Annotated in this window: 25 protein-coding genes; 16 read left to right on the forward strand and 9 right to left on the reverse strand. The window is 65.9% G+C overall.

The window, feature by feature from the left end; genetic code table 11:
- Nucleotides 1-36 precede the first annotated feature (36 nt).
- The 7 genes from BN972_RS25920 (at nucleotide 37) to BN972_RS25950 (ending at nucleotide 5,582) form a co-directional block, all read left to right on the forward strand.
- Nucleotides 37-414 carry a DUF4189 domain-containing protein gene (locus BN972_RS25920; protein WP_080697214.1) on the forward strand — a complete coding sequence of 126 codons (378 nt, stop codon included), beginning with the start codon at nucleotides 37-39 and terminating at the stop codon, nucleotides 412-414.
- Nucleotides 415-557: 143 nt separating this feature from the next.
- Complete coding sequence (locus BN972_RS25925) at nucleotides 558-938, forward strand: carboxymuconolactone decarboxylase family protein (RefSeq protein WP_036365139.1); 381 nt, start codon at nucleotides 558-560, stop codon at nucleotides 936-938.
- 2 nt (nucleotides 939-940) lie between these two features.
- Complete coding sequence (locus BN972_RS25930; protein ID WP_036365142.1) at nucleotides 941-1,834, forward strand: NAD(P)-dependent oxidoreductase; 894 nt, start codon at nucleotides 941-943, stop codon at nucleotides 1,832-1,834.
- Between the two features lie 207 nt (nucleotides 1,835-2,041).
- Nucleotides 2,042-3,124 (forward strand): amidohydrolase family protein, encoded by a 1,083-nt coding sequence (locus BN972_RS25935; protein WP_036365939.1) that lies wholly within the window; start codon nucleotides 2,042-2,044, stop codon nucleotides 3,122-3,124.
- A 22-nt stretch (nucleotides 3,125-3,146) separates the two neighbouring features.
- The gene (locus BN972_RS25940; protein WP_036365144.1) at nucleotides 3,147-4,292 is read left to right on the forward strand and encodes an amidohydrolase family protein; all 1,146 of its coding nucleotides are present in this window, start codon (nucleotides 3,147-3,149) and stop codon (nucleotides 4,290-4,292) included.
- A 1-nt stretch (nucleotide 4,293) separates the two neighbouring features.
- On the forward strand, nucleotides 4,294-4,698 hold the full coding sequence (locus BN972_RS25945; protein WP_172831297.1) for a Rieske (2Fe-2S) protein: 405 nt from the start codon (nucleotides 4,294-4,296) through the stop codon (nucleotides 4,696-4,698).
- Nucleotides 4,699-4,715: 17 nt separating this feature from the next.
- Complete coding sequence (locus BN972_RS25950; protein ID WP_036365945.1) at nucleotides 4,716-5,582, forward strand: alpha/beta fold hydrolase; 867 nt, start codon at nucleotides 4,716-4,718, stop codon at nucleotides 5,580-5,582.
- A 17-nt stretch (nucleotides 5,583-5,599) separates the two neighbouring features.
- On the opposite strand, the gene BN972_RS25955 is transcribed toward BN972_RS25950, so the two are convergent.
- Nucleotides 5,600-6,073, reverse strand: coding sequence for a hypothetical protein (locus BN972_RS25955; RefSeq protein WP_036365147.1), 474 nt, complete (start codon nucleotides 6,071-6,073; stop codon nucleotides 5,600-5,602).
- A 33-nt stretch (nucleotides 6,074-6,106) separates the two neighbouring features.
- On the opposite strand from BN972_RS25955, the gene BN972_RS25960 reads away from it, so the two are divergent.
- From BN972_RS25960 to BN972_RS25975, 4 genes are read left to right on the forward strand one after another with little or no spacing between them, the layout of a single operon-like run.
- Nucleotides 6,107-7,390, forward strand: a complete 1,284-nt coding sequence (locus BN972_RS25960; RefSeq protein WP_036365150.1) for an NADH-ubiquinone oxidoreductase-F iron-sulfur binding region domain-containing protein — start codon at nucleotides 6,107-6,109, stop codon at nucleotides 7,388-7,390.
- Between the two features lie 2 nt (nucleotides 7,391-7,392).
- The gene (locus tag BN972_RS25965; RefSeq protein WP_036365153.1) at nucleotides 7,393-7,689 is read left to right on the forward strand and encodes a ferredoxin; all 297 of its coding nucleotides are present in this window, start codon (nucleotides 7,393-7,395) and stop codon (nucleotides 7,687-7,689) included.
- The gene (locus BN972_RS25970) at nucleotides 7,686-8,471 is read left to right on the forward strand and encodes an SDR family NAD(P)-dependent oxidoreductase (RefSeq protein ID WP_036365156.1); all 786 of its coding nucleotides are present in this window, start codon (nucleotides 7,686-7,688) and stop codon (nucleotides 8,469-8,471) included. Before BN972_RS25965 ends, BN972_RS25970 begins: the two co-directional genes overlap by 4 nt.
- A complete protein-coding gene (locus BN972_RS25975; RefSeq protein WP_036365160.1) occupies nucleotides 8,459-9,427 on the forward strand; it encodes a phosphotransferase family protein in 969 nt (322 codons plus the stop codon). Before BN972_RS25970 ends, BN972_RS25975 begins: the two co-directional genes overlap by 13 nt.
- Here BN972_RS25975 and BN972_RS25980 read toward each other — a convergent pair.
- On the reverse strand, nucleotides 9,424-10,719 hold the full coding sequence (locus BN972_RS25980; RefSeq protein ID WP_036365164.1) for an acyl-CoA dehydrogenase family protein: 1,296 nt from the start codon (nucleotides 10,717-10,719) through the stop codon (nucleotides 9,424-9,426). The genes BN972_RS25975 and BN972_RS25980 overlap by 4 nt on opposite strands.
- 84 nt (nucleotides 10,720-10,803) lie before the next feature.
- A complete protein-coding gene (locus BN972_RS25985; RefSeq protein ID WP_036365166.1) occupies nucleotides 10,804-11,589 on the reverse strand; it encodes an enoyl-CoA hydratase/isomerase family protein in 786 nt (261 codons plus the stop codon).
- 107 nt (nucleotides 11,590-11,696) lie between these two features.
- Between BN972_RS25985 and BN972_RS25990 the strand changes: the two genes are divergently transcribed.
- From BN972_RS25990 to BN972_RS26010, 5 genes are all read left to right on the forward strand, one after another.
- Nucleotides 11,697-13,352: a thiolase C-terminal domain-containing protein gene (locus BN972_RS25990; protein ID WP_036365169.1), complete on the forward strand. Its 1,656-nt coding sequence runs from the start codon at nucleotides 11,697-11,699 to the stop codon at nucleotides 13,350-13,352.
- 142 nt (nucleotides 13,353-13,494) lie between these two features.
- A complete protein-coding gene (locus tag BN972_RS25995) occupies nucleotides 13,495-14,331 on the forward strand; it encodes an alpha/beta hydrolase (protein ID WP_051545839.1) in 837 nt (278 codons plus the stop codon).
- Nucleotides 14,331-15,143 (forward strand): NAD(P)-dependent oxidoreductase, encoded by an 813-nt coding sequence (locus BN972_RS26000; protein ID WP_036365175.1) that lies wholly within the window; start codon nucleotides 14,331-14,333, stop codon nucleotides 15,141-15,143. Before BN972_RS25995 ends, BN972_RS26000 begins: the two co-directional genes overlap by 1 nt.
- 108 nt (nucleotides 15,144-15,251) lie before the next feature.
- Nucleotides 15,252-16,460: a cytochrome P450 gene (locus BN972_RS26005; RefSeq protein ID WP_036365178.1), complete on the forward strand. Its 1,209-nt coding sequence runs from the start codon at nucleotides 15,252-15,254 to the stop codon at nucleotides 16,458-16,460.
- A gap of 8 nt (nucleotides 16,461-16,468) precedes the next feature.
- Complete coding sequence (locus BN972_RS26010; protein WP_036365181.1) at nucleotides 16,469-16,660, forward strand: ferredoxin; 192 nt, start codon at nucleotides 16,469-16,471, stop codon at nucleotides 16,658-16,660.
- 40 nt (nucleotides 16,661-16,700) lie between these two features.
- Here the strand turns inward: BN972_RS26010 and BN972_RS26015 are convergent, their stop codons facing one another.
- From BN972_RS26015 to BN972_RS26040, 6 genes are all read right to left on the reverse strand, one after another.
- On the reverse strand, nucleotides 16,701-16,994 hold the full coding sequence (locus tag BN972_RS26015) for a DUF1330 domain-containing protein (RefSeq protein WP_036365183.1): 294 nt from the start codon (nucleotides 16,992-16,994) through the stop codon (nucleotides 16,701-16,703).
- 12 nt (nucleotides 16,995-17,006) lie between these two features.
- Nucleotides 17,007-17,195, reverse strand: coding sequence for a ferredoxin (locus BN972_RS26020; RefSeq protein WP_036365186.1), 189 nt, complete (start codon nucleotides 17,193-17,195; stop codon nucleotides 17,007-17,009).
- Nucleotides 17,192-18,475 (reverse strand): cytochrome P450, encoded by a 1,284-nt coding sequence (locus tag BN972_RS26025; protein ID WP_036365189.1) that lies wholly within the window; start codon nucleotides 18,473-18,475, stop codon nucleotides 17,192-17,194. The genes BN972_RS26020 and BN972_RS26025 overlap by 4 nt, the downstream gene beginning before the upstream one ends.
- 104 nt (nucleotides 18,476-18,579) lie before the next feature.
- Nucleotides 18,580-19,083, reverse strand: coding sequence for a hypothetical protein (locus BN972_RS26030; protein ID WP_036365192.1), 504 nt, complete (start codon nucleotides 19,081-19,083; stop codon nucleotides 18,580-18,582).
- Between the two features lie 8 nt (nucleotides 19,084-19,091).
- Nucleotides 19,092-19,697 (reverse strand): TetR/AcrR family transcriptional regulator, encoded by a 606-nt coding sequence (locus BN972_RS26035; protein WP_036365195.1) that lies wholly within the window; start codon nucleotides 19,695-19,697, stop codon nucleotides 19,092-19,094.
- A gap of 95 nt (nucleotides 19,698-19,792) precedes the next feature.
- On the reverse strand, nucleotides 19,793-20,944 hold the full coding sequence (locus BN972_RS26040; RefSeq protein ID WP_036365198.1) for a thiolase family protein: 1,152 nt from the start codon (nucleotides 20,942-20,944) through the stop codon (nucleotides 19,793-19,795).
- Nucleotides 20,945-20,946 lie beyond the last annotated feature (2 nt).

The following is a 20,946-nucleotide window of genomic DNA, read 5'->3' on the forward strand; positions in this document are numbered from 1 at the left end:
GCGCTTGCCTTCGCAAGCCTGTTAGCTGCCTGCACGATGGCCTTCACAGTGATCCATCCGGCCAGCGCCCGTACCCATCAGGCTCCGCCGATCCAGGCGGCCCCCAGCGTGCCGACCGACGCGCCCACAAATATCCCACCCCTGCTCAGGCACTACGGTGCGATCGCCTACGGCCACGACGGTTCCTCCGGTACAGCGCGGCGCCACAAGTCGAAGCTGGGCGCACAGCAGGAAGCTATGCAACGTTGCGGCTCTGAGACTTGCACGATCCTGACCACCTTCACTCATTGCGGGGCGGTGGCTCACGACGGCGATACCTACCACGGCGGTCTGGGTTTGTCGCGCAGCGCAGCCGAGGCGCACGCCGTCGCCCGGCTCGGCGGCGGCTGGATCGTCAGCTCGGTCTGCAACTAGGCACTGCCGACCCTAAGCCAAGTTTGTTGCCCGACAGGCTGATTGGCCGGACACCGACGGCCTGCCGTGTTGCCGCTCGCAGGTCGGATCCGGGCCCCTCCTAAGCTGCTGGCAAGTGGGCTTCGCGGCGAAGGAGAACCGGATTGAACAGCGAGACGTACCAGCGCGGCAGGCGGATCCGCTCCGAGGTGCTGGGCAAGGAATATGTCGACCGGGCAATCGCCGACGCCGACGACTTCACCGGACCCCTGCAGGACCTGGTCACGGAGTACTGCTGGGGTGCGGTGTGGGGCCGCGACGGGCTGAGCCGCAAGACGCGCAGCATGCTCAACCTGGCCATGACTTCGGTGCTCAACCGCCCCCACGAACTGCGGACGCACCTCAGGGCCGCCCTGACCAATGGCGTCACGCGCGATGAAATCCGCGAGGTCTTCCTGCAGGTCGCGATCTACGCCGGTGTGCCGGCCGCGGTGGACAGCTTCCGCACCGCCGGCGAGATCTTCGCCGAACTCGACGAGGCTTAGCGGTGCAGATCGGGTTCATCGGGCTGGGAAACATGGGCGGCCCGATGGCGCGCCGGCTCGTGGAGGCGGGGCACGACCTTGTCGTCTTCGACACCCACCGACCGGCTGTCGACCGCCTCGTCTGGTTGGGGGCGCAGGCCGCGTCCGCACCGCGGGAGGTGGCCGACCGGGCCCATACCGTGCTCGCGAGCCTGCCCACCCCCGCGGTATCGCTCGAGGTGGCCACCGGTGACACCGGGGTGATTGCGGGCGCGCGGGTCCAGCGGTACGTCGATCTCTCCACCGTCGGTGCATTCACCGCGACGCAGATCCACGACCGGCTGGTGCAGCGCAACATCGCCGCTTTGGACAGCCCGGTCAGCGGCGGAGTCGGCGGCGCCGAGTCCGGAGCCCTCGCGGTGATGGTGTCCGGTCCGCGGGCGGATTTCGACATCGTCGAGCCCGCGCTCCAAGCCCTCGGCCGGCCGTTCTATGTCGGCGACAAACCGGGCTCGGCGCAGACCATGAAACTGGCGAACAACATCCTGGCGGCCAACGTGCTGGCCGCCACGGCGGAAGTTGTCGTCATGGGCGCCAAGGCCGGCCTGGACCCGTCGGTGATGATCGAGGTGCTCAACGCCGGCTCGGGCGCCACCAGCGCCAGCCGGGACAAGTTTCCCCGGGCGATCCTGCCGCGCACCTTCGACTACGGGTTCGCGACGGGCCTCATGGTCAAGGACGTGCGGCTGTACCTCGAGGAGGCCAGGGCACTGGGTGTTCCGATCGAGATTGCCGACACCGTAGCCCGGATCTGGGAGGCCGCCGCGCAAGACCAGGGTGCCGATGCGGACTTCACCACCGTGATCAAGCCGTTCGAAGAGGCTGCCGGCGTCGTCGTGCGACCGGGCGCCAAGTAACGCCCCACTCGACGCGCGGTGTTACAACCAAGCCGGAGAATGTTATTATCCGGAATTAAGAACAACACTTGCAGCCGAGTCAGAAAAGCGGCCTTAACCAGGACAGATGACTAACCGAGATGCTTACCGGATATCCATTGATGAATGGCCTGGCGAAATGTTAGGTTATCTATCATATGGCCCTGCCGCAGCCGGAGGGTGGCGCTCGTGATCGAACACTCAGACGGGGTGCGCACGCCGGTCATCGACGCCAGTGTGCACATCTTCTTCCCGTCCAACAAGGACCTGCGCAGCTTTCTCCGCGAGCCGTTCAAAAGCCGCGGATTTCCCGACTACGAAATGGACTGGTACGGCGCCCCCGGTGGTGAGTACGCGCCGGACACCACAGGGCTCGACCGCCAGTATCCGGGCTCTGACCCCGAATTCGTTGCGCACGAGCTGTTTTCCAAGCGCGGGGTCGATGTGGCAGTGCTGCATCCGATGGCGCGCGGCATCATGCCCGACCGGCATCTCGGGAGCGCGCTGCACGCCGCCCACAACGAGATGATGGTGTCGCGCTGGCTGGAATCAGACGGCCGGTTCCGCGGCACCATCCGGGTCAACCCAGACGACATCCCCGGTGCCTTGCGCGAGATCGACAAGTGGCGCGGGCACCCGCGCGTGATCCAGATCGGCGTGCCGCTGCAGTCCCGCGAGCTCTACGGCAAACCACAGTTCTGGCCGCTGTGGGAGGCGGCCGTCGATGCGAACTTGCCGGTGGCCGCACACATTGAGGTCGGTTCCGGGATCGCCTTCCCGCCGACCCCGAACGGCAACACTCGCACCTACGAGCAGTACGTCAGCTTTATGGCGCTGAACTACATCTATCACCTGATGAACATGATCGCCGAGGGCGTGTTCGAGCGCTTCGACGGCCTGCGATTCGTGTGGGGTGACGGCGCCGCCGACTTCTTGACCCCGTTCATCTGGCGGATGGACACCTTCGGCCGGCCGCACCTGGAACAGACGCCCTGGGCACCGCGCATCCCCAGTGACTACCTGCCCGGCCACGTCTTTTTCGTGCAGGGCAGCCTCGACGGTCCCGGTGACGCCGAATTCGCCGGAGAGTGGTTCAGCTTCACCGGCAAGGACGACATGGTGATGTTCGGCAGCAGCTACCCGCACTGGCAGTGCGGCGACATCACCAAGTTGCCCAGCGCGTTGTCCGCCGAACAGCGGGAGAAGTTGTGCTGGCGCAACGCGGCCGAGCTGTACGGGATAGACATCTCCGTCGATTCGGGCGCACAGTAGAAATGAGGCCGAGGAGGTCGAAATGACGCTCACCCACACGCAGGAACGTGTCCCGCCCACCGAGCGCATCGCCGTACGGTGCGTCGACTCGGATGTCCACCCGGTTCCCAAGCGCGGCGAGATCATCCAGTACATCCCGGAGCCGTGGCGCAGCAAGTACTTCCTTACCCGCAACGTCGGTGAGCAGATCTATTACGACGCACCGGATTACGCGCACGCCTACGCGATGCGGGTGGACACTTTCCCGCCGGACGGCGAATTCCCGGGCAGCGACCCGGACATGGCGTTTCGGCAGCTGATCATGGAAGCCGGCTCGGACATCGCCATCCTGGAACCGGCCGCCTACCCGGCTCGCATCCCCGAAGCGCAACACGCGATGTCGGTCGCACTGAACGACTGGCAAGCCAACCACTGGCTGGACAGCCACAACAACTGGCATCAGCGGTGGCGCGGTTCGATATGCGCCGCCATCGAGGATCCCGAAGCGACCGTGCAGGAGATCGAGCGCTGGGCCGGGCATCCCTACATGGCACAGATCCTGATCAAGGCCGAGCCGCGGCCGTCGTGGGGGAATCCGAAATACGACCCGATCTGGGCGGCGGCCACCAAGCATGACATCACCGTTAGCTGCCACCTGTCCCGCAGCCAGTTCGACGAGTTACCGATACCGCCGGTGGGATTCCCCAGCTACAACCACGACTTCATGGTGACCTACTCGTTGCTGGCCGCTAACCAGGTGATGAGCCTGATCTTCGACGGAGTCTTCGACCGGTTCCCGAAGCTTCGGATCGTGTTCGTCGAGCACGCGTTCACCTGGATACTGCCGTTGATGTGGCGCATGGACGCGATTTACGAAGCCCGCAAGTCCTGGGTGGAGATCAAGCGCAAGCCGTCGGAGTACGTCAAGGACCACATCAAGTTCACCACCCAGCCATTGGACTACCCGGAGGACAAGACCGAGTTGAGTCGCGCGTTCGAGTGGATGGAGTGCGAAAAGATTCTGCTGTATTCCTCGGACTATCCGCACTGGACGTTCGATGACCCGCGGTGGCTGGTCAAGCACCTGCCCAAAGCCGCGCGGGAAGCGGTGATGTTCAAGAACGGCATCGCCACCTATCACCTGCCGGAGACCGTGCCGGTCCTCGAGGGCCAGACCCGGGTCCACTGACTTGACGTCGGAAGAAAACGGGGCCGTGAAGCAGCCCCGCCTCGCTCAGGGCCGCGAGCATGTCGTTGCCACCGTCGACGAAATTCCACCGGGCAGCCACAAGCTGGTTCCGATCGGGCGACACGGCGTCGGCGTCTACAACGTCAACGGCACGTTCTATGCGATCGCGAATTACTGCCCGCACCAAGGTGGTCCGCTGTGCTCGGGCCGGGCCCGGGGCCTGACCGTCGTCGACGAGAGTGCCGCCGGGGACGCGGTCATGGTCCGAGACTTGGAGTACATCTACTGTCCCTGGCACCAATGGGGCTTCGAGCTGGCGACCGGCACCACCGCAGTGAAACCGGAGTGGAGCATCCGGACCTACCCGGTCCGGGTTATCGGCAAAGATGTGTTGGTGATGGCGTGACCCGGCAGGAGAACCGCGTGTCGTCGATGGAGATCAACGGTGGCAATGTCGTCTATGAAATCCTGGGGGAGACAGGCGATCTCATCGCCCTGACACCCGGCGGACGGTTCAGCAAGGACATCGACGGGCTGCGTCCGCTGGCCGACGCGCTCGCCGACGGCGGGTATCGCGTGTTGCTCTGGGACCGGCCGAATTGCGGCGCATCCGATGTCCAGTTCTACGGGCAGAGTGAATCGCACATGCGCGCCGAGACACTGCACAAACTGATCACCGGGTTGGGCTTCGAGCAGTGCATTTTGGCCGGCGGTTCCGGTGGCGCAAGGGATTCGATGCTCACCACGATGCTGTACCCGGAAATGGTCACCAAGCTGGTGGTCTGGAACATCGTCGGAGGTATCTACGGCACCTTCGTGCTGGGTTCCTTCTACATCATCCCCAGCATTCTCGCCGTGCGCGGCACCGGGATGGACGGCGTCATCAAGGTGGCGGAATGGCGCGACCGCATCGAGGAGAACCCGGCCAACAAGCAGCGCTTCCTTGACTTCGACAAGGACGAGTTCCTCAAGGTGATGTTGCGCTGGCTGAACGCGTTCGTGTCCAAGCCGGGTCAGACCATTCCGGGCGTCGAGGACGAAATGTTCGATCGCATCAAGGTTCCCACCCTGATCATCCGCGGCGGCGAGAACGACATGGACCACCCTAAACGCACCTCACTCGAAGTCAGCTGCCTGATCAAGGGATCCAAGCTGATCGATCCGCCCTGGCCCGAGGACGCTTGGGAGCGGGCGTCGGAGGATCGCGCCGCCGGCCGAGTGACGCACTTCAACATGTTCGACACCTGGGTACAGGCCGCGCCCGCAATTCTGGAATTCCTGGGTTCGTGATGAGTCTCGTAATGCATTCAGACCGTGCGGATGTGAACCTCGCAGTTGAGCGAGGCCTCGAGGGCGGTGTGGATCCGGCTTTCCGGTACCCGCTCGAGATCGGCCTCACGCAGCGTGACGTGGACGACGTCGTATCCGTCGTCGCCGGGCTCCCGGACGATCTCGCCGGTGACTCCGAACGCGGCCAGCACGCCATGGGCGTCGTCGTCGGTTCCCCGACTCACGAACGTAACCACTCCGGCCACCGGGCTGGTGCCGAAAGCCTTGCCGCACAAATCGATCGCCGTCATCTTGGCCGATTCGACATCGCTGCCGGCGATGAGCACCTCGACCACGCGGCGACCGGGCGGGCGGCTCCCAAGATCGATGTCCACCACCTCGGCGCCCGCGTCGCCGGCCAGACCGGGGAGCGCCGCCATGCCCTCGCGTAGTTGCCCGGCGGTGAGCAAGCTACCCGGGTCGACATCGACCCGTACCACCGCCGTCCGCATGCCGCAAAGCCTAACCGCACGGCGGGAGGCGCCGTGAAGACGGACGCCGCAATCCGTACCGCAGCTTGGTCGTCTTTGAAACCCCGACTGCTGACCGAGGACAGCGAGCGCGAGGACGCTGCGGTCTACCGCGAGCGCGGCGGGTACCTGCCGCTGATGGACGCCGATCAACTGCTCGGCGAGGTCGACGCCAGCGGACTGGTCGGTCGCGGCGGCGCCGCCTTTCCGCTCGGCGTGAAGCTGCGCGCCGTCCGCGACAACGGACGCGCCGCCGGCGGCGCTGTTGTCATCGCGAACGGCGAAGAGGGGGAACCGGCGTCGGTTAAGGACCGCTGGCTGCTGCGACACCGGCCGCATCTGGTTCTGGACGGCTTGCGACTGGCCGCGGCAATCGTGTCCACCCGCCGCGTGTACGTCTATGTGTCCGACGCGGATTCGGCACGTAGCGTCGAAGCCGCGCTCGGCGAGGCCGTCCTGCAGGACCTCGATGTCGAAGTGTGGACGGTCGATCCCGGATACGTCGCCGGCGAGGAGACCGCGGCGGTCCAGGCGATCAACGGCGGACCGGCCAAACCCACCGACAAGCCGCCACGGCCGTTCGAGTTCGGCGTCGGTGAATTGCCGACGCTGATCAGCAACGTCGAGACCCTGGCGAACCTGCCGCACTTGCAACGCCACGGCGCCAAGGCGTTTCGCACCCAGGGCACCGTATTGTCACCGGGCACCTTCCTGGCCACGATCACCGGGGCCAGTCGACCACCGGCGCTCTACGAACTGCCCCACGGCTTGCCGTTCACCGAACTGCTTGCCCTGCACGGGGTTTCCTCGGAGCAACTGCGAGGTGTCTTGATGGGCGGCTACTTCGCCGGCCTGCTCAACCGCAGCGTGCTGGACACCCGGCTGGATCACGAGACGATGCGCGGCATTGGCAGCGGATTGGGTTGCGGCGCAATCTCGTTGATCACCGACGATTGCCCCGTCGCGGTGACGGCCTCGGTCCTGGCCTACTTCGACCGGGAGAACGCCGGGCAGTGCGGCTCCTGCTTCAACGGCACCGCGGCGATGGCGGCCGCCGCCGGAGCGCTGCGCGACTTCGCCGCCACAACGGAGGACGTCGATCGGTTGCGCCGCTGGTCGGTGGTGCTACGCGGCCGTGGCGCCTGCGGGACACTGGATGCCGCCACCAATGTCGCGGCGACCCTGCTCGACCAGTTCCCCGCGGAAGTGACGCGTCATCTCGAGGGCACCTGCCCAGACTGCGGACACAGCGCATACCGCGCCGAGCGTCCTTACGAAGTATCGGTATCGGTGAGGTGACCATGAGGATCCGTCTCGACCGCACCATCTGCGATGGCTTCGGGCTGTGCGCCAAGCATGCCCCCGCATACTTCTCGCTCGACGACTGGGGCTACGCGTCCCTGATCGGCGACGGAAACGTGGCGGAGCAGGACCACGACCCGGTGATGCGGGCCCTGCTGGACTGCCCGGTGCACGCCATCACCGAAGTCGGAGATCGCAAGCCGAGCATCCCGCACCCTGAACTGCACGACGACGAAGACCCCGCCGAGCATCTCAAGACGGAGTCCAACGAAGCGCAGTGGGGCTTCACCCGTTGAGCGGGCGGTGCGCCGGCTTGACCGCATTAGTGACGGGCAGCAGCCGGGGCCTGGGCAAGGCGATCGCGCAGCGGTTGGCCGCCGAGGGCGCCACCGTGGCACTCACCGCGCGGACCCTGGAACCCGACCCGAAATATCAGGGCTCGCTGCAGGAAACACTCGACGCGATCCGCAGCGGCGGGGGTTCGGCCATCGCGATCCAGGCCGACCTGTCGAAAACCGAAGACCGGGAACGGCTTTTCGCCGAAGTCGTCGACCGCATCGGTGCGCCGGACATCCTGGTCAACAACGCGGCAGTCACCTTCCTGCGGCCGCTGGACGGCTTCCCGGAGCGACGGGCGCGTCTGATGATCGAGATGCATGTGCTGGCGCCACTACACCTCACCCAGTTGGCCATCCCCGCGATGCGGGAACGCGGCCGCGGCTGGGTGCTGAACGTCACCTCGGTCGGCGGTGACCTGCCCAGCGGTCCGCCGTTCGACGAATTCGACCGTAGCGCGGGATTCGGCATCTACGGCACCGTCAAAGCCGCGCTGAACCGGCTCACCAAAAGCCTTGCCGCCGAACTGTATGACGACGGCATCGCCGTCAATGCGGCGGCGCCGTCCAACCCGGTCGCCACCCCAGGCGCAGGCACCCTGGATTTGGCCAAGACGGACACCGAGGACATCGAACTGATCACTCAGACGGCACTCGAATTGTGCACCGCTGACCCGCAGTCGCTTACCGGCCGCATCGCCCACACCCAAACGTTCCTGCGTGATATCGGATGGCTGACCTGAGCGACCCGCTCGATCGGTTACGCCGCAGGCTCGGCCAGATCGAGGGGCTGCGTCCGCTCACCGGCGGAGCTTCCAGTCTGACCTACACCGGGCGGTGGGACGGTCGGCCAGTAGTGGTCAAGGTGGCCCCCGCCGGCATCGCACCGACCGGACACCGCGATGTCTTGCGCCAGAGCCGCTTGATCGCAGCGCTGGCCGGCGGCGCCGTGCCGGTGCCCGAGGTGCTGTGGGAGGACCCCGGCGAACCCCCCGCCGATCCCCCGCTGTTCGTGATGTCCATGCTGGCGGGCAGCTCGGTGGAGCCGTTGTTCGATATGGACAGTACGGGACTCGAGGAAACCGATGTGCGCGAACGCTTTCGGAGCGCGGCCAGCACGATGGCGCAGTTGCACCTTGTCCGGCCGTCGGCCATCGGTTTGAGCGCTGAGCCGGTGATCACCGCCACGGCCGAGGTCAAACGATGGTGCCGGACACTGGAAACGGTTGACCCCACGCTAGCGCCGGGGTGGCGCGAGGTCGGCGCCGCGTTGCTTGGTCGGGTGCCGGCGCCGCTGGGTCCCGCCGTAGTGCACGGTGACTTCCGGTTGGGCAATGTGCTGGCCGTAGCGAACCGCATCACCGGGGTGATCGACTGGGAGATCTGGTCGGTGGGTGACCCTCGTGTTGACGTCGGTTGGTTCCTGATCAATTGCGACCCAGAGACATATCGGCGCCCGACCCGATATGTCGGCGGCACACCCTCGCTCGACGAACTGGCCGGGATCTACCAAACAACAGTCGGGTTTCCGGTGCCCGGTCTCGGTTGGTTTCAAGCGCTCGCCTGTTTCAAATCCGTGGCGACCTGGTCGCTGATCGTCAAGCACAACCGTCGGCGCCCACAGCCTGATTGCGACCTGGAGGCCATGTCGAAAGCGTTGCCCCACTTGCTTTCACGGGCCGGCGAGTTGCTTGGTTAGCCGCGCGGTATGCCGGCCAGTTGCTTGGCGAACTTGTGCTCGGCAGCCTCGCGCAGACGCAGCAGGTGCTCGGAAGGGAACAGGTCGGGCGCCGGCTTGTACTCCTTGAGGAGCAGGCGGGCCAGTACGGTCTTGTGCACCTCGGTCGGCCCGTCGGCCAATCCCAGCACGAACGATTCGACCAGGTGCTGCACGAACGGCATTTCGTGCGTGGTGCCCAGCGAGCCGTGTATCTGCAGGGCACGCGCCGACACATCATGCAGCACCTTCTGCATCATCGCCTTCACCGCGGAGATGTCGGCGCGTACCGCCTTGTAGTCGTTGTGCTGGTCGATCTTCCATGCGGTCTGCAGAGTCAGCAGGCGGAATGCCTCGATCTCCATCCACGAGTCCGCGACCATCTCCTGGACGAGTTGCTTGTCGCCGAGCAGCTGGCCCTGGGTGTGGCGGGATACCGCCCGTTCACACAGCATGTCGAAGATCCGGCGCACCAGGCCGACGGTGCGCATGGCGTGATGGATGCGGCCGCCGCCCAGGCGGGTCTGTGCGACCACGAAGGCACCGCCGCGCGGGCCGAGCATGTGATCGGCCGGCACCCGGACGTTTTCGTAGCGCACGTAGCCCTCCCGGCCGCCGCCCACTGGCTGATAGCCAAGTCCCACGTTGCGCAGTACGTTGATACCCGGTGTTTCGCCCGGCACCACGAACATCGAATGCCGTTCGTACGGCGGGGCTTCCGGGTCGGTGACAGCCATCACGATCAGGAAGGATGCCATCGAGGCAAAGGAGGAGAACCACTTCTCCCCGTTGATGACCCAGTGATCCCCGTCCTGCACCGCTGATGTGGTGAACACCTTCGGGTCGGCGCCACCTTGAGGCTCGGTCATCGAGAAGCACGACACGATCCGGTTGTCCAACAATGGCTCCAGGTAGCGCTGCTTGAGCTCGGGGGTGCCGTAATGCGCCAGGATTTCACTGTTGCCCGAATCCGGTGCCTGCGAACCGAACACGATGGGCGCGCATTCGGACCGGCCGAGGATTTCATTGAGCAGTGCCAGCTTCAGCTGCCCGTAACCGGGTCCGCCCAAATGGGGCCCGAGGTGGGTGGCCCACAGGCCCCGCTCCTTGACGATCCTCTGCAGGGGCGGGATCAGCGCTTGGCGCACCGGGTCGTTGAGGTCGTGAGACTCCTTGACGAGCAGGTCGACGGGCTCGCACTCCGAGCGCACGAAGTCGTCCACCCAGGCAAGCTGAGCCGCCCAGTCCGGGTCAGTCGAAAAGTCCCATGCCACCGGTTCGTCCTTTCTTGACTCTGCGCACAGGGCGCGATTTCGGCAATATTCGCGCCCTGAGCGCAGACTCAATGCGGAGCGGGCTCACTGCGACCACTTGCGGCGCAGCGCGGCGGCCTCGTCGGTGGCATGCGTGAGCACCTGATTGCGGTTCTCCAGTTCGATCGCCGGATCGAACCCGGCGGCGTCGGTATTGACCTGCAGCGCCCGCTTCGTCATGCGCACCCCAAGCGGCGCGAGTTCGGCGATGTGGCCGGCCAACTCCACCGCGTGGTCGAAAAGCCGTTGCGGCTCCACCGTTTGGCTGACCAGCCCCCTGCGGTCGGCCTCCTCAGCGGACACGGTGCGCCCGGTGAGCATCCAGTCCGCGGCAACACTGGTGCCGACGATTCGCGGCAGGTGGTAGCTCATGCCCATTTCCGCGCCCGACAGGCCAAGCAGGATCGCCGCGTTGCCGAAAGTTGCAGCGGTTGAACAGATTCTGATGTCAGCCGCCAGGCATAGGGCTAGTCCGGCGCCCACGCACGGGCCGTTGACCGCCGCGATGACCGGCTGGGGCAGGTTGCGGATCGCCTGCGGTATCGCGGCCATCGCCTCCTGGAACCGGAGCCGGTCAATGGCGGGGTCGGTGGCCGCCGGCACGTCGGCCCCGAAGTCGCGCACGTCGATGCCCGAGCAGAAGCCCCGCCCCGCGCCGGTGAGCACGATGGCGCGCACCGAGGCATCGGAGTCGGCATCGGCCAGGGCGGCAAAGGCGTGCATGAACTCCGCCAACATCGCGTCGTTGATCGCGTTGAGCCGTTCGGGACGGTTGAGCCGGATCACTGCGACACCGGGGCGCGGTGTCTCCTGAACCAACGTCTCCGTCACATCAACCCGCTCGCCGCTGTTCGCTTCGTCCCTGCCCGCAGATGATAACGTAATTCTCGGATTCGCATAACGGGCCTACCAAATGGGCCGGCCACCCCGGAGGTGACGTGTCGACAGCACCGGGACGACCACTACCGCTGGTCACCGATGAGAACGAGTTTTTCTGGACAGCTGGCGCCGACGGGACGCTGCGGTTCCAGGAATGCCATGCGTGCGCCGCACTGATTCATCCGCCCGCACCGGTGTGCCGCTACTGCCGCAGCCGGAACATGGGGGTACGGGACGTTTCCGGCAAGGCGACGCTGGCGGGGTTCACCGTGAACCACCGGTTCAGCCTGCCTGGTATGCCGGCGCCCTACGTGGTGGCACAGGTGGCGATTGTGGAGGACCCGCGTATCCGGTTGACCACCAACATCATTGAGGCAGACTGGGAGCAACTGCAGCTCGGGCAACCCGTCGAGGTGGTGTTCGAACATATCGAGGATGTGTGGCTGCCGCTGTTCCGGCCGACTGCCGATACCGAGCCGGCCGCGCTACCCGACGACGAGATCGCGGCGGAACGATTCGGCGAACACGTCCGGCCAATGCTGACGACGGAGAAATTCGAGGACAAAGTCGCACTGACCGGCATTGGCATGTCCAAGATCGGCCGCCGGCTGATGGCACCGCCGCTGTCGTTGACCGTCGAAGCCTGCGAGGCCGCGATCGCTGACGCCGGGCTGACCTTCGACGACATCGACGGCCTGTCCACCTATCCCGGCGGCGGCAACTTCGGCGGCTTCGGCGAGGGCGGCGTCATCGCGCTGGAGGCGGCGCTGGGCATCCGGCCGACCTGGCACAACGGCGGCATGGAGACCTTCGGCCCAGCTGGGTCGGTGATCGCGGCGATGCTTGCCGTCGCGACCGGGCTGGCCCGGCATGTGCTGTGTTTCCGGACGCTTTGGGAAGCCACCTTCAACGAGCTGATGAAGCAGGGCAAGATCGTCCCGTCCGGCGGCCGGACGGCTAGCTGGCAGTGGCCCTTCGGTGCTACGTCGGCCGCCCACACGTTGGCGCTCAACGCCCAACGCCATTTCCATCGATACGGCACCACGAAAGAAACGCTGGGCTGGATCGCGCTGAACCAGCGCGCCAACGCCGAACTCAACCCGACGGCGGTCTATCGCGACCCGATGACGATGGACGACTATCTGAATGCCCGGCCCATCACCACGCCGTTCGGCCTTTACGACTGCGATGTTCCCTGCGACGGCGCCGTCGCAGTCATCGTCTCGGCCGTCGACGCCGCACGGGACCTGCCTAAGCCACCGGTCCTGGTCGAGGCGGTGGGCACCCAGATCATCGAGCGCATCGACTGGGACCAAAGCACGCTGACTCACGAACCGCAGGTGCTTGGTCAAGCGGCACACCTGTGGAGCCGCACGGCGCTCAAGCCGTCGGATGTCGACGTCGCCGAGCTCTACGACGGGTTCACCATGAACTGCTTGTCCTGGCTGGAGGCGCTTGGGTTCTGCGGGATCGGTGAGGCTCGCGAATTCCTGGATGGCGGTAAGAACATCGCCCGCGACGGTCTGATACCGCTCAACACGCACGGCGGACAGCTTTCCCACGGCCGCACCCACGGCATGGGTCTGCTGCACGAGGCGGTCACCCAGCTGCGCGGCGAGGCCGGGGCACGGCAGGTCGCCGGCGCCCGCGTCGGCGTGGTGAGCAGCGGTGGGCTGACCCCGAGCGGTGTGATGTTGCTCAGGACGGAACAATGAATCCCCGCCGGCGACGATGCAGAGCGAAGCGATGAGGAGGAGCGGCGCATGAATCCCCGCCGGCGACGATGCAGAGCGAAGCGATGAGGAGGAGCGGCGCGTGAACCCCCGCCCGAGGGTGGTGATCGTCGACGGCGTACCCATGTCCGGCATCATCGCCGCAGCCGATAACCCCAAGGCCGTCGTCGTGGCCATTCACGGCGGCGGCACTACCGCGATGTACTTCGACTGCCCCGGACATCCCGAATTGTCATTGCTACGTATCGGTCCCACGCTCGGGTTCACCGTGATCGCGCTGGACAGACCGGGCCATGGCAGTTCGGCTGCGTACCCCGAGGCCGTGCAAACCCCCCAGCAGCGAGTCGACCTCGCCTATGGCGCGGTGGACCGAATCCTGGGTCAGCAAGCACGTGGCGCCGGGTTGTTCGTGCTGGGCCATTCGGGCGGCTGTGAACTCGCGACACGGATGGCCGCCGACCATCGTGGCGCCGAACTGCTAGGCGTGGAGCTCGGTGGCACCGGCCGGCGTTATCACGACGCCGCCAAGGAGATCATGAAAGCGGCCGAGGTCAAGGAGCGTCCACCCGGTACGCGCGAGTTGTTGTGGGAACCGCTGCACCTGTACCCGGCGGACATTCTGCGCGGAGTCACCAACTCGTCGACCGCCCCGGCCTACGAGCGGGATGTAGCCCTGAACTGGCCGCACCGCTATTTTCCGGAGCTGGCGCCGGCAGTGCGGGTGCCGGTGCGCTTCACCCTCGGCGAGCACGACCGGGTGTATCGCGGAGGTGACGAAAACATCGCCGAGATCGCCGAAATGTTCTCGCAAGCCCCGAGCTTCACTGCCAACACGCAGCCCGACGCCGGTCACAATCTCAGCCTCGGCCTCAACGCCGCGGACTATCACCGCAAGGTGTTTGCCTTCGTCGACGACTGCGTGGCCAGGCGGGCGGGCGACGAGGACCGCGAGGCCGGTTGATGCGGGTCGGCTTCATCGGCCTGGGCAACCAGGGTGGGCCAATGGCACGGCGGATCATCGACGCCGGCTTCCCCACGACGTTGTGGGCCCGCCGAACCGCCACCCTGGAACCATTCGCCGACACCACAGCGAAGCCCGCCAGTTCGCCGGCCGAACTCGCCGCCGCGAGCGATCTGGTGTGCGTGTGCGTGACCGGTGACACCGACGTCGAACAAGTCCTCGTCGGAGGCGGGGTGCTGTCCGCGATGCCGCCGGACGGGGTGGTCGCCGTGCACAGCACGGTGCATCCCGATACCTGCCATGACCTTGCGCAACAGGCTGGGCAGCACGGTGTTTGGCTCATCGATGCACCGGTGAGCGGCGGCGGGCCGGCAGCCGCGCAGGGTCGCCTGCTGGTCATGGCGGGTGGTGACGCCGACGTGGTGCAGCGCTGCCGACCCGTTTTCGAAAGCTTCTCCGACGCGGTCATTCACCTGGGTGATTTGGGCTCCGGTCAGACCGCCAAGCTGCTCAACAATTTACTGTTCACCGCGAACCTCGGCACGGCCGCTGCCGCGCTCGCGCTGGCGGCGGACCTCGGCGTCGCACCCGAGCGGCTCGCGGCCGTGGTGTCCCGCAGCAGTGGGAACAGCTTCGCGCTCAAGTCGATTGGCAGGACCGGCGGATTGGAGCGGCTGGCCGGACTTGCCGGAACGTTGTTGCGAAAAGACGTGCGACTGCTGGCCGACCTGGCCGAGCAGGCGTCCGCATCCGGCGGCGTCGCGCTCGATGCGGCCGACGCCGCGCTGACCCTGATGGACGTAGCCAGATGAACCCGGCTATGCCTTTTCGCCACGCCCAGAAACCGCTACCGTTACCGTTACAGTCAGGCGTTCAGCTGTAATGATTCCAGCCCGCAGCTCACACGCGAGGAGTGTTCAATGACCACCACATCGCCGGTCGTCTTCGATCCGTTCTCCGAAGACTTTTTCAACGGCGCCTGGGAGACCTACCGGCGGATGCAGCAGGAAGCGCCGGTGTACTACAGCGAGCAGTACGACTTCTACGCGCTGACCCGGCACGAGGATGTCGCCGCGGGGCTGAAGAATTTCGAACAGTACTCGTCGGCGTTCGGCATTGACCTTTCGATGGTGCGGACCGGCAAGCCACCGGAACAGAAATCGATCATCTTCATGGACCCGCCGGACCACCGGCATATGCGCAGCCTGCTCAACAAGGTCTTCACGCCGCGTGCGATCCAATCGCAGCGCGAGATGGTGGGCGAGAAGATCGACAAGTACCTCAGCAGAGTCGATCCCGACAGGTTCGATGTGGTGCAGGAGTTCTCCGGACCCTTCCCGGTCGAGGTCATCACCACGATGCTGGGGGTGCCGGAAGAGCACGCCCAGCGGGTACGCCACCTGATCGACGAGTCGCTGCATCGCGAGCCGGGCCAGGTCGAAACCGGCGAAAAGGGCATGCAGGCCAACATCGAAACCGGCATGCTCTACTACGAGATCCTGCAGCAACGCCGCGCTGAACCGCAGAACGATCTGTTCAGCAAGCTGATCGAGGCAGAGATCGAGCGCGAGGACGGCCAGAAGACCAAACTGGATGACATCGAGATCGCGGGCTTCGCAACGCTGTTGGGCGGGGCCGGGGCCGAGACGGTGACCAAACTGGTCGGCAACGCGCCGGTGGTGTTCGCCCGATTCCCCGGGGAATGGCAGAAGCTGCTGGAAGACCGCAGCAAGATCCCGGCCGCGGTCGAGGAGCTGCTGCGCTATGAGGCGCCCTCGCAGTATCAGGTCCGGTGTTCGACGAAAGATGTCGAGTTGCACGGCGTCACCATCCCGGCCATGAAACCGGTGTTCTTGATCAACGGCGCGGCCAACCGGGACCCCGATGCGTGGACCGACCCGGACACCTTCAACATCGATCGGGACCGCCACGAGGCGCTGAACCTGAGCTTCGGCTACGGGATCCACAGTTGCCTGGGTGCGGCGCTGGCCCGCATGGAGAGCGCCATCGCGCTCGAGAAGCTGTTGGACTTCATGCCCCGCTACGAGGTGGACTGGGCGGGCTGCAACCGGGTTCAGATGCAAAACGTCGCCGGCTGGAAGAACGTGCCGGTCAGGGTCATTCGGTAGGAACGGCGATGAGAATCGAAGTGGATTGGGAGCTGTGCGAGAGCAACGGCGTCTGTATGGGCATCATTCCGGAGGTCTTCCAGCTCGGTGATGACGACATGCTGACCGTCTTGCAGCCCGAGGTCACCCCGGAGAACGAGGAACTGGTGCGCGATGCCGTGCGGCAGTGCCCGCGCCAAGCGATCTCGATCGTCGACTAATCACCGCGAGCAGACGCCGGTCGGTCAGTTGGGCTGAAGCTCAAAAGCCGGCGAGGATGACAGCGTTGCAGTCCGCCGCCGCCTGACGCAGCTTCGCCGCGTTCTGGTACGCCTCGGATTCGTACCAGGCGCGAGCGGCGTCCACCGACTCGAATTCCAGCACGACGGTCTGATCCCCGTGCCAATCACCCTCGAGGACGGCTGGTGCGGTGTCCACGGCAAGCACCTTGACCCCGCCCATCGCCGCACCCGCGGCCTTGCCGTAGGCCTTCATGCCGTCCGGATCCTTGATGGCCTCGGTCAGGATCACATACCCTTTGGGGCCGTTGGACATTCGTAGATCCTTTCAGTGCTCTTTGATCGCCTGCTCCGGACAGCATTCAATGGCTTCCCGGGTTGCGGCTTCCAATTCGATTGGCACGTCTTCGGTTATCGCCTCGGCGTAACCGTCATCGGTCAGGCTGAAAACTTCCGGGCACAGCGTCAGGCACATGCCGTGACCGCGGCACGTCCCGTCGTCGACCCAGACCTTCATGCGGGGGTGAACTCCAGGTGCAACTCGGTCAACCCGCGCAGGATATAGGTCGGAACATATTGGTAGCGGCGGTCATTCGCTGGTCCGTGCACATGCTCGTCGAGCTTGATATCGGAGGTCCGATCGAGCAGCCGCTCTATTGCGACCCGGGTTTCGGCTCGGGCCAGGGGTGCACCAGGGCAGCTATGGATGCCGCGGCCGAAGGACAGATGCTGGCGGGCGTTCTTGCGGGCCGGGTCGAAGGTCGCGGGATCCTCGAAGCGGCGCGGGTCGCGGTTGGCGGCGGCCTGCAGGATCATCACCGTCGTCCCGGCCGGCAGGTCGACGCCGCCGACGTTGACGGGCACGCGGTTCAACCGGAAGTCGCCCTTGACCGGGCTTTCGATCCGCAGCGACTCCTCGATGAAGTTGGGGATCAAGCTGCGGTCCTTGCGCAGCTGCTGCTGGATGTCGGGACGCTCGGCGAGCGTTTGCAGCGACGCGCCCAGCAGGCGCACGGTCGTTTCCTGTCCGGCCGAGAACACATTGCTGGCGACGCGGGCGACGTCTTCGATCTCGGGGATAGAGCCGTCCGGGTAGGTTGCCGTCGCCAAACCGGTCAGCACGTCATCACGCGGCTCCCGACGGCGGTCCCGAATGTAGTCGGAGAACAGCCCGTAGAGGAATTCCAGCGGGCTGTGCGCCAGCGCTTCCTTGCCGGTGCCGCCAATACCGCCACCGGAGTGCTGGCGGATGCCCTTGACGAATTTGTCGCGATCTTCCATCGGGACGCCGAGCAGGTCGGCGATGACCAGGAGCGTGAACGGTCCGGCGAACCCCTTGATCCACTCCCCGCGGCCCGGCGCCAGGAACCCGTCGAGAACCTGGTCGGCCAGCAGCCACATGGCATCCTCGTTCTCCTTGAGACGCTTGGGCGTGATCAGCCGCATCAACAGGGAACGGTGGTTGGTGTGGGTGGGCGGGTCCAGGGTAGGCAGCTGGTCGCTGAACGGCAGCTCGTCGCGGTGTTGCTCGATCAGTTCGGTGATGTCAGAGTCGCCCAGGCCGTCGAGCGGGACCGGAAAGCCGGGGAACGGGCCGGTCACCGAGATGCACGACGAGAAGGTCTTGGCGTCGTTGAGCACGGCGCAGGCTTCCTCCCAACCGGTCACCATGGTGACGCCGTGGTGTTCTTCGCGGGTGACCGGGCACCGCTGCCGTAGCCCCTCGTAGTACGGGTAGGGGTCCTCGATCAACTGCTTATCGCGGAAGAAGTCCAGCTTGGTGACGTCGTTCTCCATCTCGTTTGCTCCGTTCGAATCTCACCTAGCGAGAATCCGCCTCTCACAGATGAGCATTACATTTCCACATGACCCGGGTGGGCCGCAATGCCGGACTGTAGGGCTCAGGCGGGTAGCAGGTCGGCGGCCACCGAATGGCCGGCCAACAGCCCACTGCGGAAGGATTCGACCGGGCTGATCGAACTCGCCTTCACTGCGGCCGCGGCCAGCGCCTTCGCCTTGAACGTCTGGGCGGCCATGCTGAGCCGGTGTTGCACCCGGCCCACGCTGTCGTCGAGTTCGGCGGGCCAGGTGCGGCCCCACAGGGTGACCTCGGTGACGCCGTGATCGAGCGCCTGCAGCACCCCGGTGCGTACCCGCGGGTCGGATCCGAGCAGGTCCGCCGCGGCCGCCAGAGCCTGTGGGCGGTGCCGCGTACCCACCGAGGCCAGGGCGCTTTCCAGGTCGAGGGTTCTGGCGCCGAGAATGTGCAGGGGCCGGTCGTCAGGATGGTCGGTGAGCAGGACGGTGACATCCCAGCCTGCCATCGCTCGATCGAAGAGCCAACCACCGGCGAACCTCACGACGTCGACCACGCTGGACGCCACGACGTCGAGGCGGTATCGCATGTCGGGTTCTAGGGCGTCTTGGAGGGGGAAAAGTCGCGCGCCAGCGTCTCCGCGTACTCCTTGAACACCTCGGCCAGCGGTATCGAAGGGTCCAGCAACCATGTCATTTCCATTCCGTGGATGAAAGCGAGAATTTCCACAGCCTTGACGGCGGGGTCTATGTCGGTGCGATACCGGCCGGCGGCCTGGCCGCGGCGGATGCCCTCGGCGACGATCTCGGTGGCATCCCGCTGCCGTCGCACCAGGCGGTCGTGCAGCGGGGCGTCGGCGGCGATGTTCTCGACCAAGAGCACCGTGAACGTGCCCAGCAGTTCGGGCGCCCGGCTGAAACGGTCCGCGACCTGGGCAATCTCACCGATCAGGTCACCGCCGCGGTCGGAGTGCGTGTCGTCGTCGGCGTCCCGGGCGTCCAGCACTGCGTGCAGCAACTGCTCCTTCGATTCGAAGTGGTGCAGCAGGCCGGCTGGGGTCACGCCCGCCTCGCGGGCGATCTGGGCCAGCGTGGTGCTGCGCCAGCCATTGCGCGACAGCAGCCGCTGCGCCACGGCGAGGATGCGTTGTTTGCGGTCCTCGCCCTTGGCCAACAACGTCTCGTATGGCCGTACCTCAGGCACCCGGATTCCTTCGTCGAGCCGATCAGGTGAACCAACCTAGTGAATACACAGTAGGTTGGTTGGTCCGCCCTTGACAAGGCCCTTTTCGGCCGCTGTCAGTTCACCAACTCGACCAGCGTGGCGTTGGCCGTGCCACCGCCCTCGCACATGGTCTGCAGCCCGAACCTGATTCCGTTGGCACGCATGTGGTGGATCATGCGGGTCATCAGCACCGCCCCCGACGCGCCCAGCGGGTGCCCGAGTGCGATCGCGCCACCCAGCGGATTCAGCCGGTCGGGGTCCGCACCGGTTTCGGCGAGCCAGGCCAACGGCACCGGCGCGAATGCCTCGTTCACCTCGAAGACGCCGACGTCGCCGATCCGCACACCGGACTTCGCGAGCACCTTCTCTGTGGCGGGGATCGGACCGGTCAGCATCAGCACCGGATCGGCTCCGGTGACCGCACCGGCGCGATAACGCACGATCGGCGTCAGACCCATCTCGAGCGCCAGCTCGGAAGTGGTGACCAACAACGCGGCGGCCCCGTCGGAGATCTGCGAGGAGTTGCCCGCGTGGATCACCCCGTCTTCGACGAAGGCCGGCTTCAAACCGGCGAGCTTGTCAACGGTGGTCCCGCGCCTGATGCCCTCGTCCTGGTGGACCAGGCCGGCCTCGTCGTCGGTGAACACCGGGACGATCTGTTCGGTGAACGCGCCGCTGTCCTGGGCGGCCGCGGCCCGTTCATGCGACAGCGCGGAATACTCGTCGAGCGTGGTCCGGGACAGTCCCCATTTTTTGGCGATCAGCTCCGCCGACAGCCCTTGGTTGAAGGAGAAATCGTCGTATCGGGCAAGGACTTTCGGTCCGTAGGGCATCCCGGTCGCCCTGGCCGCGCCGAGCGGGACCCGGCTCATCACCTCGACGCCGCCGGCCACCACCACGTCCTGCTGACCCGACATCACCGCCTGCACGGCGAAATCGAGCGCCTGCTGGCTGGAGCCGCAGGCCCGGTTCACGGTGGTGCCGGGGATGCTCTCCGGCCAGCCGGCGGCCAGCACGGCATAGCGGCCGATGTTGCTGGACTGGTCGCCGACCTGGGACACGCAGCCCCAGATGACGTCGTCGATGCGCTCGGGGTTGATGCCGGTGCGTTCCAGCAGTTCATTGAGGACGACGGCGGACAGATCGGCGGCGTGCATTCCCGCCAGTCCGCCGTTGCGCTTGCCGACCGCGGTGCGCACCGCCTCGACGATGACGGTCTCCCGCATGT

It is taken from the genome of Mycobacterium asiaticum DSM 44297 (genome assembly GCF_000613245.1).
In the GTDB taxonomy this organism is placed as follows: Bacteria; Actinomycetota; Actinomycetes; order Mycobacteriales; family Mycobacteriaceae; genus Mycobacterium; species Mycobacterium asiaticum.

Excerpts from the sequence above, each read along its gene's own strand:
- BN972_RS25920 (WP_080697214.1), top strand. The coding sequence starts at position 37 with ATGGCCTTCACAGTGATCCATCCGGCCAGCGCCCGTACCCATCAGGCT.
- BN972_RS25940 (WP_036365144.1), top strand. The coding sequence starts at position 3,147 with ATGACGCTCACCCACACGCAGGAACGTGTCCCGCCCACCGAGCGCATC.
- BN972_RS25955 (WP_036365147.1), bottom strand. The coding sequence starts at position 6,073 with ATGCGGACGGCGGTGGTACGGGTCGATGTCGACCCGGGTAGCTTGCTC.
- BN972_RS25965 (WP_036365153.1), top strand. The coding sequence starts at position 7,393 with ATGAGGATCCGTCTCGACCGCACCATCTGCGATGGCTTCGGGCTGTGC.
- BN972_RS25975 (WP_036365160.1), top strand. The coding sequence starts at position 8,459 with ATGGCTGACCTGAGCGACCCGCTCGATCGGTTACGCCGCAGGCTCGGC.
- BN972_RS25995 (WP_051545839.1), top strand. The coding sequence starts at position 13,495 with ATGTCCGGCATCATCGCCGCAGCCGATAACCCCAAGGCCGTCGTCGTG.
- BN972_RS26000 (WP_036365175.1), top strand. The coding sequence starts at position 14,331 with ATGCGGGTCGGCTTCATCGGCCTGGGCAACCAGGGTGGGCCAATGGCA.
- BN972_RS26005 (WP_036365178.1), top strand. The coding sequence starts at position 15,252 with ATGACCACCACATCGCCGGTCGTCTTCGATCCGTTCTCCGAAGACTTT.
- BN972_RS26010 (WP_036365181.1), top strand. The coding sequence starts at position 16,469 with ATGAGAATCGAAGTGGATTGGGAGCTGTGCGAGAGCAACGGCGTCTGT.
- BN972_RS26015 (WP_036365183.1), bottom strand. The coding sequence starts at position 16,994 with ATGTCCAACGGCCCCAAAGGGTATGTGATCCTGACCGAGGCCATCAAG.
- BN972_RS26020 (WP_036365186.1), bottom strand. The coding sequence starts at position 17,195 with ATGAAGGTCTGGGTCGACGACGGGACGTGCCGCGGTCACGGCATGTGC.
- BN972_RS26025 (WP_036365189.1), bottom strand. The coding sequence starts at position 18,475 with ATGGAGAACGACGTCACCAAGCTGGACTTCTTCCGCGATAAGCAGTTG.
- BN972_RS26030 (WP_036365192.1), bottom strand. The coding sequence starts at position 19,083 with ATGCGATACCGCCTCGACGTCGTGGCGTCCAGCGTGGTCGACGTCGTG.
- BN972_RS26040 (WP_036365198.1), bottom strand. The coding sequence starts at position 20,944 with ATGCGGGAGACCGTCATCGTCGAGGCGGTGCGCACCGCGGTCGGCAAG.